The 14,538-nt window shown below is 47.8% G+C and carries 12 protein-coding genes; 7 read left to right on the forward strand and 5 right to left on the reverse strand.

The features are described from left to right. Positions 1–235 (forward strand): hypothetical protein (locus H5P17_RS25465; protein ID WP_182825607.1); only part of this gene is annotated, 235 nt, incomplete at its 5' end. Between the two features lie 362 nt (positions 236–597). Next, positions 598–981, forward strand: coding sequence for a DUF4440 domain-containing protein (locus H5P17_RS25470; RefSeq protein ID WP_182825802.1), 384 nt, complete (start codon positions 598–600; stop codon positions 979–981). An 861-nt stretch (positions 982–1,842) separates the two neighbouring features. On the opposite strand, the gene H5P17_RS25475 is transcribed toward H5P17_RS25470, so the two are convergent. After that, positions 1,843–2,241 (reverse strand): MerR family transcriptional regulator, encoded by a 399-nt coding sequence (locus H5P17_RS25475; protein ID WP_182825803.1) that lies wholly within the window; start codon positions 2,239–2,241, stop codon positions 1,843–1,845. A 68-nt stretch (positions 2,242–2,309) separates the two neighbouring features. Between H5P17_RS25475 and H5P17_RS25480 the strand changes: the two genes are divergently transcribed. Next, positions 2,310–3,536, forward strand: a complete 1,227-nt coding sequence (locus tag H5P17_RS25480; protein ID WP_255477998.1) for an NADH:flavin oxidoreductase/NADH oxidase family protein — start codon at positions 2,310–2,312, stop codon at positions 3,534–3,536. Positions 3,537–3,559: 23 nt separating this feature from the next. Here H5P17_RS25480 and H5P17_RS25485 read toward each other — a convergent pair whose 3' ends face one another. Further along, positions 3,560–4,135 carry a TetR/AcrR family transcriptional regulator gene (locus tag H5P17_RS25485; protein ID WP_182825804.1) on the reverse strand — a complete coding sequence of 192 codons (576 nt, stop codon included), beginning with the start codon at positions 4,133–4,135 and terminating at the stop codon, positions 3,560–3,562. Between the two features lie 90 nt (positions 4,136–4,225). On the opposite strand from H5P17_RS25485, the gene H5P17_RS25490 reads away from it, so the two are divergent. After that, positions 4,226–5,125, forward strand: a complete 900-nt coding sequence (locus tag H5P17_RS25490) for an ABC transporter six-transmembrane domain-containing protein (protein WP_182825805.1) — start codon at positions 4,226–4,228, stop codon at positions 5,123–5,125. Between the two features lie 76 nt (positions 5,126–5,201). On the opposite strand, the gene dsdX is transcribed toward H5P17_RS25490, so the two are convergent. After that, positions 5,202–6,539, reverse strand: a complete 1,338-nt coding sequence (gene dsdX, locus H5P17_RS25495) for a D-serine transporter DsdX (protein ID WP_182825806.1) — start codon at positions 6,537–6,539, stop codon at positions 5,202–5,204. A gap of 204 nt (positions 6,540–6,743) precedes the next feature. On the opposite strand from dsdX, the gene dsdC reads away from it, so the two are divergent. Further along, positions 6,744–7,694, forward strand: a complete 951-nt coding sequence (gene dsdC / locus H5P17_RS25500; protein ID WP_044551173.1) for a DNA-binding transcriptional regulator DsdC — start codon at positions 6,744–6,746, stop codon at positions 7,692–7,694. A gap of 86 nt (positions 7,695–7,780) precedes the next feature. Here the strand turns inward: dsdC and H5P17_RS25505 are convergent, their stop codons facing one another. Next, positions 7,781–10,123 carry a mechanosensitive ion channel family protein gene (locus tag H5P17_RS25505; RefSeq protein WP_182825807.1) on the reverse strand — a complete coding sequence of 781 codons (2,343 nt, stop codon included), beginning with the start codon at positions 10,121–10,123 and terminating at the stop codon, positions 7,781–7,783. 814 nt (positions 10,124–10,937) lie between these two features. On the opposite strand from H5P17_RS25505, the gene H5P17_RS25510 reads away from it, so the two are divergent. Further along, a complete protein-coding gene (locus tag H5P17_RS25510; protein WP_182825808.1) occupies positions 10,938–11,396 on the forward strand; it encodes a DUF2946 domain-containing protein in 459 nt (152 codons plus the stop codon). Positions 11,397–11,643: 247 nt separating this feature from the next. Further along, positions 11,644–13,704 (forward strand): TonB-dependent copper receptor, encoded by a 2,061-nt coding sequence (locus H5P17_RS25515; RefSeq protein ID WP_182825809.1) that lies wholly within the window; start codon positions 11,644–11,646, stop codon positions 13,702–13,704. Here H5P17_RS25515 and H5P17_RS25520 read toward each other — a convergent pair. After that, positions 13,701–14,105, reverse strand: coding sequence for a DUF6232 family protein (locus H5P17_RS25520; RefSeq protein WP_182825810.1), 405 nt, complete (start codon positions 14,103–14,105; stop codon positions 13,701–13,703). The genes H5P17_RS25515 and H5P17_RS25520 overlap by 4 nt on opposite strands. Positions 14,106–14,538 lie beyond the last annotated feature (433 nt).

Below are 14,538 nucleotides of genomic sequence, written 5' to 3' on the forward strand. Positions count from 1 at the left end.
ACATGGGCACACGGCGCTGTTGAAACTTGATGCTGGCAGTCACCAGTCAGCCCGCCTGCATCCGGGCTGGGTCAAACTGATGGTCCTGTCCGGTGAGCTTAAGATCGGCGACCAAACACTGCAGTCCCATGAAATGTTTATGATCCCGGCCAATACCGCCTATACCGTGGATGCTCTCACAGAGGTTTACTGTCTCGCCATTTCCGAACTGGATGGCGTGGAGTTGGCCCGCTAATTCTTTTCTGCCAGCCTGCCGAACACCGTGCGCAGGCGACGATCCCACTCTATTTTTAGACCTGTCTATCACGGGCCAACCTTGTTGGCCCATCAACGGGTGCTATCTGGAAGAGAGCAAGTGATAAAACCAGGTGACGTTGTCACTGTTTTTTGAGTTATGTTAAATAGGTAGGGATTCACTTTATTGCCTACGACCAATTAGCCATGGCAACAAAGCATGCTGCGCGTTAAAGTTAATAGAATGCCGATACATTGGTGGATTTAAGCTCGGTTTAACGACGCGATTTGGCGAAGTCTGCAAGGTAGATGTAGCTAATTTATTTCAGATTTCACGTAGCGCGATCAAAAAAGGAGGGCATTTTGACCGGTTCCAGACAGCTTCTACCGGTGATCCAGTCACTGGAGTGTCAGCTTCATTCGCCAGCAATACGCAACAATGTGAAGGCCGTTGACGAATTACTGCATGTGGATTTTGAAGAAATTGGTCGGTCAGGACAATGCTATAACCGGCAGCAAACCGTTACGGCGCTTGAAAGAGAAAGCAGCCAGGTTTCAATTCTCGCTGAAGAGTTCAAACTGTCCATCATTTCTCACGGCACCGTATTGCTTACATACCGAAGTTTTCAACGTGACGCTGATGGAGGGATTAGCCGACACGCGCTGCGATCGTCACTATGGTTGTTATCAGATAATCGCTGGCAGATACGGTTTCATCAGGCTACGCCAGCGGAGGATTCTCGGTGAGACCGCGCCAATAAATGGCGGGGAGAGAAATGGCGGGGAAAATCATCAGAATTCACGTAGCGCGATCAAAATGAAGTAAGGAAAAGGATGATGCTTAATAAAGGCAGGCCGAAAATGCTTTTTCGCAGGGAGAACACCACGGCAAGAGGAGCAATCCGCCAACAGCGGGCTTTGCATTGATGAGCAAGGATTGCTGCAGAAGGTTAATCCTGAATTCACAGCCGAAGACGTACCAGTACGATGCCGTTGTTGTACGTATACATTTAATGGTGAACGAGTACCAGTAACTGAAAAGAACTGGCTAAAACCTAACGAAGAGGAAAACTGGGAATGATGATGACCGAACCTGTTTTACACAGAGCAAAAACCTGGGGGCGGGCAGTTAGGCTAAGGATATCGGTTATCCCAACATTAAATTTAACATAATATACATTATGCGCACCAAGGTAACTCTACGTAGAATCTGAGCTTTTGGGCTGTGCCATGGCTTTTATTAATATCCCGTTCAGCCAGTGCTTTTTGCTTAAGCCCATGCTGATTTAAACAATCAATGTCTTCGGTCGCCATATCTACGCCACGAAAACCAAACTCTCATTGAATTCTTCTGACCGGTTTTGTCACAGTGCACCACTGCAACTCTTGAGCCCGTATGTCCCGGAACGAATTACCTTCTTCACGCACAGGAATATGTGCAGTTCTTATCTTGGCGATCGTGCATCAAAAATTGTGACCTGCTGTTTTGGGATGCAACGACATCCATGACTGACGCACTCACTTATGATTCAACGAAACAAGAACAGCGTTTGAACGCGTACTGGATAAATAGCAATTCTGGGATCAGAGTATCCAGTCGTGCAGCATTTATCGTGACATTGTCACCTTAACGGAGTTGTTTATTTCTGAGCATATGCCCTGCAATCCCGACTCCTTCAGCTTGCGTTTGGTGTCCAGCAGCGTTTCCCGCTGGCTACTCAGCGTCGCCATCATGCGTTCAATCTCCTCAAGCCGCGCATCAAGATTCTGCATAAGGCTGTCCTGGTACGCCATACCTTCCAGCGACAGCACGCCGCGGATCGTATCCAGCGAAAAACCCAGATTTTGCCCGATCTGGATAAGATGTAAACGCTCCAGCGAGGCCTCGCTATAAACACGGTATCCGTTAGCGCTGCGCGATGCTTTAGGCAATAAGCCCTGTTGCTCATAGTAACGTATGGCCGATGCGGCGATTCCCGATCGCTCTGCCAATTCCCCTATTTTCATTTCGCTTGACCTTAAAGTTAACTTTAAACTTAGTATACACGGATTCTCTTTTTGATTAAGGATCCGCCATGATGTTCACCCCGCTCACCCTGCCCAACGGCAGCATCCTTCCCAACCGCCTGGCAAAAGCCGCGATGGAAGAAAACATGGCTGACGTCGGCCAAGTGCCTGGCCCGGCATTGCATCGTCTATATCAGCGCTGGGCGCAAGGTGGTGTTGGCTTGATCATTACCGGCAATGTCATGATCGACGGCCGTGCAATGACCGGACCCGGTGGCGTGGCACTTGAGGCAAATACCCCGCTGGCCCCCTTTAAGGTTTGGGCTAAATCCGCACGCCAAAACGGTACGCAGGTCTGGATGCAGATAAACCACCCAGGCCGCCAGGTCATGGCCAGTATGGGTGGCGAAGCCTGGGCGCCGTCGGCGGTTCCCGTGGAAATGGGTAAGCACAGCAAGTTATTCGCACAGCCGACGGCCATGAGCCAAGCGCAGATCGACGAGGTGATCGAACGTTTTGCTGCCACTGCTTATGCTGCTGAACAGGCTGGGTTCACTGGCGTACAGATCCACGCAGCACACGGCTATCTGCTTTCTCAGTTTTTGTCTCCCTTGACCAATAAACGTGGCGATCAATGGGGCGGCAACCTCGCTAACCGCGCTCGCTTGCTGTTAAACGTCGTACGAGCCGTGCGTGAACGTGTCTCGCCTGGCTTTTGCGTTTCGATTAAGCTGAACTCGGCAGATTTTCAGCGTGGCGGCTTCTCTGAAGAGGATGCGCAACAAGTGATTTTGTTGCTGAATGACTTGCCTGTCGACCTGATTGAACTGTCGGGCGGCAGCTACGAAAGCCCAGCGATGCAGGGCAACACCGCGGATGGCCGTACATTGGCGCGCGAAGCCTATTTTTTGGAGTTTGCCCGCGATCTGGCCGCCATTGCGCAGATGCCGGTAATGACGACGGGTGGAATTGCCCGCAAATCCGTGGCGCAACAGGTGCTGGACAGCGGCGTCGCCGTGGCGGGAATCGCAACAGCCATGGCGCAAATTCCTGACCTGCCGCTCCAGTGGAAAGCCGGCAATGAACCTTATGCGCTGCCAAAACCGGTAAAGTGGAAAAATAAAACCATGGCCGCCCTGGCTCGAATGGCTTTAATCACGCGCCGCCTGCGTGCACTGGGTGAAGGGCGTACTCGCGCCAGCCGTTATTCGCCACTGTTTACATTAATCGCCAGCCAGTTACGTACCAAACGCATCACCCGTCGTTATCGTGAATGGCGACAACAGCGGGCCTAAGCCATCGCGTTGCGAGCGCCCTGTCAGCATAAAGTTAACTGAATAAAATCCATAATGTCATCGACCGCCTCACCCTGTTTATCGGGTGAAGCGTTGATGCATAAAACATCGGCGTAACCGTTGAGCATCGCGCTTAACTGACGCGCCACCCGCGCCGAATTCACCTTGCGGAAATGGCCTGCCGCTATCCCCTCGTTAATGATCTCGGCAATATAGATATCCCATTTAAGGGTAAAGGACTCAGCGAGCTCAGCATAAACCCTGTTGTGGGCCGCTATCTGCCAGAGAGAGCTGTAAAGCTGCCAGCCGGCATCTTGCGAATCGGGAAGATAGTTTTTGACCAGGGATTTGATTTTTTCAGCGGGCGTCAGCTCCGCTATCTCAGCAGCAAACTCATCCAATTCATTCTGCATGTAGCGAGAAAGCGCCTCAATACAGAGTGTTTGCCAATTGCTGAAATAATAGTAAATGTGGCTGCGTGAGAGACTGAGGCGTTCGGTCAGCTCCCGCGTGCTGACCTTTTCGATTCCTTTCTCGATAAACAACGCAATCGTCGTGTCCAGAATTTGTGTTTTCAGGTCTTCTTTCGTTTTTCTCATTCATTAGGCCCGTTGACTTTGAGCAGTTGCTCAAATAGACTCACTTCAGTTTTGAGCGACCGCTCAATTTCAGTGGGTATCTTAGCAAATATGAAAGCCTTACAAAACCCTAAACCTGCCGCCGTTGCCCGGGCACCTAGCGCTATTTTGACGTTGAAGCTGCTTGCTCACCGCCATGCCAGGAAGCTGGTCATGACATTATTACTTGTCGTGGCAGAGAACATTACCTACCTGCTCTACCCGCTGTTGGCGGGCTTTGCCATTAACGCCATTATTGCCGGCAAGGCTTTACACGCCGTGTTGTATGCATTGATGGTTTTTATCATGTGGGCCATTGGCGCGGCCCGCCGCAGCGTAGATACTCGCACTTTTGCCAGAATTTATGCTGAGCTTGCGGTGCCGGTGATTGTTGCCCAGCGTCGGGACAACCACAGTGCTTCAACCATCGCCGCACGCGTTGCCCTGTCGCGCGAGTTTATCGACTTTTTTGAAAAGCACCTGCCGACGCTGATTACCTCGCTGGCATCTATCACTGGTGCGGCGATCATGCTGTTGGTGATTGAGTTTTGGACCGGTGTGGCCTGCCTGGCCATCTTGGTATTTTTCGCATTCTTCTTACCGGGTTACACCCGCAGGAATGAGGCGCTGTTCGTTAAACTTAACGATCGTCTTGAAAAAGAGGTGAATTTTGTCAGTGCGGCATCCAAGATTTCCCTGACTCGACATTATGGCGTGCTGGCCAGGCTGCGCATAAAGCTGTCCGATCGTGAGGCATTGGGATTCCTGTCCATCGGTACGGTAATAGCGCTACTGTTCGGCATGACCATCCTCACCATGTCGCTTAGCAGCACGCCAAATGCCGGTCATATTTACTCGGTGATGACCTATATGTGGATGTTTGCGATGAGCCTTGATGATGGGCCTCAATTGCTTGAAAAATACTCCCAGCTCAAGGACATAGGTAAAAGAATCAATACCGGCCTTATCTGAATCGCCTTACCCTCTATGAGGAGGCAATCGTAAGCCAAGGAAAGTTCTCGCTCACGATTGCCGCAGAAAGGCTGCCTTAGATAATGTATGAAAGTAAAAAGGTCATCCCCAAAGCCAGCACCGAAGCGATAAACGTTGCCGTGGTGTAGTACTTGAACGTTTCATTGAGCGTTGCGCCGCAATATTGTTTCACTAGCCAGAACAACGAATCGGTCACTATGGTGCAACCGATAGCGCCAGAGCCGATGGCAATGGTCACAATCTCCGGGCTGACGTTAGGATAGAGCGCTAACATCGGTGCGACAATGGCCGTTGCTCCCATCATGGCAACGGTGGCGGAACCCACTGCCGCATGAAGAATGAGTGCGACTAACCAGGCCAACAAGATCGGGTGCATATGCAGGTTGGAGAGCATTAACGCCAGGGTGTCCGCCAAACCGCTGGCCTTCAATATGCTGTTGAAGGCCCCGCCCGCACCGATGATCAGCAAGATATTGGCTATCGAAGAAAAACCCGTTTCCGTGTGGCGCAGCAGCGAACTCATCCCCATATGACGGCGAATGCCCAGGACGTAATAGGCCACAAACACGGCAATAAACATGGCGATAATCGGGTTGCCGATAAATTCCATCAGGCCAAACAGGCGCCCTTCTTTAGCCAGGTTCAACTCCGCTACCGTCTTCACCAACATCAGCACAATCGGCAATAAAACCGTAAACAACGTTGCCCGCAGCGAAGGCAGCTCATGCTCTTCTCGTACGGTCAGATTGGAGAATTCTGGCGGTACCGGCTTAAACGGCAAGCGTTTCCCCAGCATCTTCAAGAAGAGCGGCCCTCCGACCAGAGACGCCGTTAACCCGACGAGAAGACCGTAAACAATCACCGTTCCAACATCTGCACCCAGCTTATTGGTCACAAACAGCGCCGCAGGATGTGGAGGAACGACGCAATGCACTGCCATCAATGCAGTACAAAGCGGTATGGCCAGCTTGAGCAGCGAGGTGCCGGTTTTTCTGGCGATGGAGAAAGCCAGTGGAATCAATAACACCACGCCGACTTCGACAAACAGTGTGATGCCGCAAACCAAACCTACCAACACCATAATGACGTCAACGGAAAGCCAGCGGCAGCGCTGCAGCGCAATACCGATGCGTTCTGCCGCACCGGAAACCTCCATCATCTTGCCAAGAATGGTGCCCAGCCCAATCACCGCGGCCAGGAATCCTAGCGTGCTGCCAATGCCGTTTTCAATGGCATTGACCATATCAATCGGGCCCATTCCCATCATGCCACCGACAAAAAAGCTCGCTAACAACAATGCCAAAAAAGGATGAAATTTGAACTTTACGATGGTCAAAATGATGAGTGCAATACTGGCGATCAGCGTGACTGCAACCCAAATGTGTGAATCCATGGCCCATATCCCCTGTCATTGAATTGTCTTTATTGGACAGGAAAACGACGATCGGTGACAAACGATAAAAATCCCACCTCACATGAGCAAAACAGAATCAAACGAGTGACTTGCGCCAAGAAATGGTGCAATTTAGCGACATGAATCAACTTTACTCACCAAACTGGTGCGTAAAACGCAGGTTTTTTAATTTCAGGGGGTAATATGTCAGGCAACCATCTGCTAACGGGTCAGCACCGATCGCTTAATGGCTGGCAGCTATCGCGGCTGTTTACATTTGAAGTGGCGGCCCGGCACGAGTCTTTCGCCATGGCGGCGGATGAACTGTCGGTGAGCCCCAGCGCGGTAAGCCATACCATTAATCAACTTGAAGCTAATCTTGGCATAAAGTTGTTTATTCGTTCTCATCGCAAAGTCGAGCTTACCGCCGAAGGAAAACGGGTTTTTTGGGCGCTAAAAACGTCATTTGGCACCCTGAATCAGGAAATTTTGGATATCAAAAACCAGGCGCTGTCAGGCTCCTTGACGGTTTACTCCCGACCGTCGATCGCCCAGTGTTGGATCGTGCCGGCGCTGGCCGATTTTTCTCGCCGTTATCCCGCCATCAACCTGACTATTCTGACCGGCAATGAAAACGTGAATTTCCAGCGGGCAGGCATAGATCTGGCCGTTTATTTTGATGCAACCCCCTCATCACAGCTTCATTACCAATACCTGATGGATGAAGCCATTATTCCCGTATGCAGCCCGGAGTATGCCGCCCAATTTGAGCTGGCCAATTTTCCCGGCAATTTATCGCACTGCACCCTGCTCCACGATCGTCAAGCCTGGAGCTATGATTCCGGTACCGATGAATGGCACAGTTGGGCTCAACATTTCGGTGTCAATCTGGACACCTCGCCGGGAATTGGATTCGATCGTTCCGATCTGGCCGTCACGGCGGCGGTGAACCATGTTGGTGTCGCCATGGGCCGTAAACGACTTATTCGCAAGCAACTCAGTACCGGCGAGCTGGTTGCACCATTGCCAAAAATGGAGCTGAAATGCGATCAGCACTATTATGTGTCAACGCTTTCCGACCGCCAGTGGCCGAAAATCGACGCCTTCATCGTTTGGTTAAAATCGCTGGGTGATTTGCCTATTTCATCACTGTAAGCCAGTCAGCTTAGCCTGCGGGATCCCTTGTGCGGATGCCCGCAGCCACTATAGCGTTATAGGCATATTGCCCGTTATTTTCTCTCTTAATCCATATCTTTTAGTATTAGCACTTGGTTAATTGAAAGTGGGATCCCTTTCAAATCCATCGCTTCATATATATCAAAAAGAAGATCGCTCCTTGCTCTTGATGTCATACTTGTAGTTTTTACATAAGCTGTTAAACCCAGGATCAGTCCATTCTCTGAGATATCTTTAAAACGAACAAAAGGTTTTGGATCTTTTAAAAAACGCTCATTATTTTCCACGCATGAAACCATGACATCTCTGGCGCTGATCGGACTAGTGATCTTTGGGAAAGTTAATGCAATTGTAACTACACCCAATGGATTACCCATGCTTATGTTTCTAACATTTTGCGAAATAAGTTGCGAGTTAGGTATGAATACGGTCGACTTGTCTGATAGCTGAATTTCAGTCGCCCTGACTTTTATTCTTTTTACATCACCCTCAACACCACTTACCCCCACTGAATCCCCTACTTTTATTGGTCGCTCAGTTAGTAATATTATTCCTGATATAAAATTTTTCACTATATCTTGCAAGCCAAAACCAATGCCAACTGATAAGGCGCTCACTATCCAGGCCAACTTCGCCCACTGAACCCCAATAACGGCTAATGTAATGAATACTAAGAATATATAGGATACATTCCTGGTTAAGGTTAGTATCGATATTTGTATACCTTTATCCACCGAAGTTTTAGGAAGAAAATCGCTTTCTAACCATTGCAAAACAACCTTAACTGTATAATACCCTGCAACCAAAAATAAAATCCCTTTCAGGATCTGGCGTGGAACGATGTTTGATGTGCCAATGCTTTGATTGCTCCAGATTAGGCTAACCTTTGAAAAGAAATCAAAAGAGGATGATGTTACTAGAGAATTATTCAAAAATATTATTGCGGCGGAAATTATTATGATTACCCTGAAGAAAGCGGACAGTAAAGATGACAGTTGATAAACCCGTTTATCGCTTATGTTTAATGAGGGAATTAATCTGGATCCAAGGTTGTTCTCTTTTGAAAAAATATAATCAAATAAATCACTCACAAAATTAAGAGATATGTAAACCACCCCTAATACGGCACTGCACCATAAGAATTCATAGCATATGTATCTTGCCAAAGGAATATAACCAATTATCAAGAGCGCTAGTGTTAGCACCCCAGTGATAAACGTAACAAGTCTAATCAACAAAAATATTACAGTCGATGACTCCTTATCAGACGACTTTATTCTACCAGTTTTAATGGAAAGAATAACAAGCGATGAGGCAATTACCAGTGCGCCTAGCCCATAGGTAAAAAACGTAGATTTATAGCTTGTGAAGGACATAACGTTGATTACATCAATGGTGCTAATAATGATCATTAAAAAGGATAGTATGCGGATCTGGTTCATTATGAATTTAGCTACTTCATCAGAAAGCCTGCTCATCCGCCAGGAACTGTTATCAGGTTGCAAAATCGCCTTTCCAATGCCGTATATTACCGCAGTAAAGACAATTAATTTTGCAATTCCTTGATACATCTGACTAATTAAATCATTGTCATTATCAGGTATCTCCAGTAATACGTTGGTTACATCCAAATAAATGATAGTGGAAACTGTAAGTGTAATCAATGTTGTAATGGCCAAGAAACTTTTAACAACTTTAGAACCTGGAAAGTATTTAACTAAAATTTTATTAAGAAGGTTATACTTGAATGCTGAACAAATAAAACCAATCAATGAAAATAAAAACACAACAGATAGAATCAGCCCTGATTTGTTATCGTTTATTTCCTGATGAAAAAAGTCACTTATATAACCATAGGTTTTAAGATATTTTTCCTTATCTGCATCATTGCCTGCCCAGTAGCCTGGGGAAAGGATTGATTGTGAATGTGTCGTTAACATTCCTATCATATTGTTCTCTCTATCCTCTTTTATTTTATTTAAGAGGTAAAGAGAGTTATCATTGATAACATTCAGCTCATTAATCTGAGTGCTGATGCTCTCAAGATTACTTTTTATGATGTTTTTTTCTTTGCTAAGATACTCATCACCATATGTTTTTAAAGTGTCGTCATTAGGGCTTGAAATTATTTGCAACTTTGAGCTCATCTCAACTTTCGCATTTTCAAGGTTACTCTTAAGCATAAGGCATTCATTTGATATACTTAGAAGTTGTGAGCTGATGAGATTGTAAGTCATGTTTTTATAATTATTGAAAATCTCCTCTTTACTGTCATTTAACCTTTCTTTTAGTAATGATATTTGAGGTTTGGCATCGCTTTCATAAGCCACGGCATAGCTAACATGAAAAAAGATCAATGGCATGACTAATGCAATCACCAAAAACTTCCAATTTTTCATTGATTTCATTTTGACCTCTTTCAACCACTAAGTTTGAATTTGTAATGATGGTTACCTTGGGTGGCAATCATTATCGAACTGGCTACATTGGCATCGTACCCTTGCACAAAACTGCATTCGAAACCTCCAGTAAGAACAGTGTTATCTTACGTTTTACATCATGCGAAATATAAGATTATTGCCAATGATAACTCAAAAAGGTTAATTAATTATAGTTACCGCATCTCCATACTTAATCTTGAGTGACAACGGGAGGAGTTCTGCTGCATATTACATTTCCATTATAGATGGGATTATTTTAATCATGGCATAGACAGCACCATAACCACTCAAGATCGATTTTCGCAAAAGAAAAAACAACATTAATACTGTGGGTAAACAAGACGGCTATCGTTGACCATTGAGTTCAATTCCTGGAGCAACAAGACATTCGCAATCTGATGATGTTCCTTTTTGAATCGATACTGAACCCGCAGTTTTTCTTCAACTGAGTTCGTTTGAACCAGATACAACTCAACCATAGTCAATGGGGAAGACTTTTACCGCTGATTTCGAGATCATCACTACACTGCCGTTGAAACAGGGATAATCCACTGCTTAAAAGTTGCCCTCGCCGCTCAAAATTTCAACATTGTTATCCTCCTTACGGCTAGTATTACTTTCATTGTAAGCAATACATTTCCAAACAGTTAAAATGGTTGATAACGTGAACCAAACGGCAATTTCCTTTATCAATAACCCAACCGGGCATAAAATGTTTTAACATTTGCAGCATAAAACAGTACAATTCCGCCCGTTAATTTTGCCCTGTTCTAGGATATATGTGTCGTTAATTCGGACTGCCACATCGCGAAGCCATCTCCCGGCCTGTCTGGGGATTTTTGCGATCCTGATGTTGTTCATTGCGCCGGTGATCTCCCGATCGCTGGAGCATGCGCGCGTGGGGCAATCTGAAACGGCCACAATGACGGACTGCGGCATGGATATGTCTGCACATGGTCATCATCCTTCGCCGGAGCCTGACGGCAAAGCCAGCGCACAAAGCATGACGATGGCCATGCAGACCGGCAGCCATAATATGGCGATGATGATGGATGACAGCGCCTGCGGCTACTGCGTTTTGCTGATCCATGTCCCCTTGTTAGACCTGGCCAGTTCACCGCTATTCTGGTCTGGTTCGCTGTTGTCACGCGCACCGCCGCTGCATTATATCTTCCCGCTATTCGCCCATGTGATCCACTCCGAGTCCCAACCCCGCGCTCCACCAGCATCGTTCCGCTGATTTAAAAATTAATAGACTGCAGCCAAATTATTCCTGTTGAGACTATTCAACCAGGCGGATTATTTACGCCTATCGGAATTCCCCACTGCACTCAATAAACATCGCAACCCTGTTGGCATTATTCCCACGCCATAACCGGGCCAAAGCTTATTAACGGCGGCATGATGCTCCGGGTTTCACTGCGCCTAAATAACCGGCTGTTGCGATGTAAACGTATTTTTAGCGTCAAAATTGGCATTAAGGAACGATGATGTTTGGAAAAACCAAGAATTATAAGAAGCGCCCTCTCTCCCTGCATGTTGCTGCGGCAATGCCGCTGTTTGTCCTGGCGGGCTTCAATGCTCAAGCTGCGCAACAACACCAGCATGAAGTTGCGGTTAAGGCCAATGATGGTGACGTGATCACCGTAACCGCACCGCTCTATTCACCGATGACGATAGTGACCTCACCGAAAACCCCTCGCCAGCCTGTGCCTGCCAGCGACGGTTCGGATTATCTGAAAACTATCCCAGGTTTCTCCCAGATCCGTAATGGCGGCACCAATGGCGACCCGGTGTTTCGCGGCATGTTTGGGTCGAGGCTGAAAATCCTGACCGACGGTGGCGAAATGTTGGGGGCCTGTCCTTCACGAATGGACGCCCCGACCTCCTATATCTCACCGGAAAGCTACGATCTGCTGACCATCACCAAAGGCCCGCAAACGGTGCTTTGGGGCGCAGGATCCTCTGCTGGTACGGTGCGCTTTGAGCGAGAACGTCCGCGGTTTGATAAACCAGGCATCAAAGGCAACGCCAGCATGCTGGCCGGCTCCAACGGCCGTTGGGATGAAAACATCGATGCCAGCCTGGGCGGTGAACAGGGTTATCTGCGCCTGATGGGCAATAAATCGCGCTCTCACGATTACCAGGACGGCAATGGCGATCGCGTGCCTTCTCGCTGGGACAAATGGAATGGCGATCTGGCGCTGGGCTGGACACCGGACAACGATACCCTGCTGGAAGTGACTATGGGTCGGGGTAATGGCGAAGCGCGCTATGCCGGACGCAGCATGGATGGTTCGCAGTTCAAGCGCGAGAGCCTGGGCATGCGGGTAGAAAAATCCAACATTGGCGAGGTATTCGACAAGTTGGAAGCCCAGGTGTATTACAACTACGCCAACCATATTATGGATAATACCACCCTGCGTTCACCCGGCCAGGGCGGCATGGCGATGGGACACATGGGGATGGGAATGCCTATGCACGCCGGCATGACCATGCAGTTGGATCGTCGCACCGTCGGCGGTCGAGTGATGGGCACCTGGCTGTGGCAAGATTTTAAGTTGGAAAGCGGTATGGATACGCAAACCAACACCCATCGCAACAAACGGGGTAACGCATGGCAAGAGGATGCGCAGTTCCATAACTACGGTGCCTTTGGCGAACTGACCTGGAGCGCGACCGAACAAAGCAAGATCATCAGCGGTGCTCGTCTCGATCGCACCCTGGTGGATAACTACAAAACCGGCAACGATACTGAGCGTTCCGATACGCTGCCTAGCGGTTTTAGCCGTATTGAGCACACATTGGCCAGCATGCCGTTGATGCTTTACGCCGGGATAGGCTATACCGAACGTTTCCCCGACTATTGGGAGCTGTTCTCCCCGACGTTTGGGCCAGGCGGCAACAAGAGTGCGTTTGACAGCGTGAAGAGTGAAAAAACCACGCAGATCGATATCGGTGCCCAATATACCGACCAGCGTTTTAACAGCTGGGTATCGGCTTATGTTGGCCATGTGAATGATTTCATCTTGTTCAAATACGATCCGCATCACGCCCGCATCAGCCAGGCCGATAACGTCAACGCCACGATCATGGGCGGTGAAATGGGTATGGGTTACCAGTTGACCGAACACTGGAAGACCGATGCCAGTCTGGCTTATGCCTGGGGGAAAAACACCAGCGACAACCAACCCTTGCCGCAAATCCCGCCGTTGGAGGCGCGCTTTGGTTTAACCTACGAGCGTGGCGACTGGAGCAGCACCGGCCTGTGGCGATTGGTCAGCAGCCAGCACCGCGTAGCCATCAATCAGGGCAACGTGGTCGGTAAAGACTTTGCCGACAGCCCGGGTTTTGGCGTGCTGTCCGCCAATGTGGCTTACAAGGTGAACTCACACGTCAAGCTCAGCACCGGCCTGGATAACATTCTCAATAAAACCTACAGCGAACACCTGAATCTGGCAGGTAACAGTAGCTTCGGCTATTCGTCGAATACGCCGGTTAATGAACCGGGCCGCACCCTGTGGGGCAAGGTCAATGTCACCTTCTAATTACTAGGTGCTATGGGGCGGTGTATACATGCCACCGCCCCTTTTAAGGTGGCTATGATCTCGTCAATGTAGCCCTCATCTTCACTCTCCAGCACCTTAAACGCCCCCGAAGACATACCAAGGTACACCCGATAGAGAGCCTTCTGATTTTTGCCCTCCCATATGGCAATAATAGGACTGAATAATATCCCCACGATGCACCATACCTCTGACACACCGATCATCCCCCCCAAGAAAAATGAAATAATCACCAGCGCTAAGGTTCGGGGATATTGGTTGTTGCATTTCTCTTTTTTGATGTGCATTACGCCGCTTAACATATAAGTTTCATCACCTACGGTTAATTGCGTGCTTGTTATCAATATGTCGTCATTTTTTAAAATCCCCACTGCATTAAGCACCTTTATATAGTTCCAATTAATAAATGATACTTGTATCAGGGGCAATAACAATGAATTTAATTTTCACACCGCCCAAGATAAGTAGGCGCAATATTATTGCAATGCTTAGTAATTTTAATTGCCATTATTAGAATGTTTAATGAACCATAGACATGGCGATCCATCAAGCTAGTACAGCATTTTTAGGAGTGCCTACTTTCATCACATGAATCATGCCCTGCAGAAAAGCCAAATTGACAAGTAAAATCAACTGGATTAAAGCGAATTATCCGGTCAATCCACCTGATATTAAGAAAATTATTAGAATATAAAACCATTACAACAGATCGAATTTTCATATTAATGATTAAAATTTAATAGGTTATATCTATCAATGAATTGATTTAGGATCGGTTTAAACAAGCTGACACACTCCGTTCATGCCACTATAGTT

This window comes from Serratia sp. OS31 (assembly GCF_014164835.1).
In the GTDB taxonomy this organism is placed as follows: domain Bacteria; phylum Pseudomonadota; class Gammaproteobacteria; order Enterobacterales; family Enterobacteriaceae; genus Serratia; species Serratia liquefaciens_A.

Bases quoted from the DNA above. Each gene is read 5' to 3' on its own strand.
- H5P17_RS25475 (WP_182825803.1), bottom strand. From the start codon at position 2,241: ATGAAAATAGGGGAATTGGCAGAGCGATCGGGAATCGCCGCATCGGCC.
- H5P17_RS25480 (WP_255477998.1), top strand. From the start codon at position 2,310: ATGATGTTCACCCCGCTCACCCTGCCCAACGGCAGCATCCTTCCCAAC.
- H5P17_RS25485 (WP_182825804.1), bottom strand. From the start codon at position 4,135: ATGAGAAAAACGAAAGAAGACCTGAAAACACAAATTCTGGACACGACG.
- H5P17_RS25490 (WP_182825805.1), top strand. From the start codon at position 4,226: ATGAAAGCCTTACAAAACCCTAAACCTGCCGCCGTTGCCCGGGCACCT.
- dsdX (WP_182825806.1), bottom strand. From the start codon at position 6,539: ATGGATTCACACATTTGGGTTGCAGTCACGCTGATCGCCAGTATTGCA.
- dsdC (WP_044551173.1), top strand. From the start codon at position 6,744: ATGTCAGGCAACCATCTGCTAACGGGTCAGCACCGATCGCTTAATGGC.
- H5P17_RS25505 (WP_182825807.1), bottom strand. From the start codon at position 10,123: ATGAAATCAATGAAAAATTGGAAGTTTTTGGTGATTGCATTAGTCATG.
- H5P17_RS25515 (WP_182825809.1), top strand. From the start codon at position 11,644: ATGATGTTTGGAAAAACCAAGAATTATAAGAAGCGCCCTCTCTCCCTG.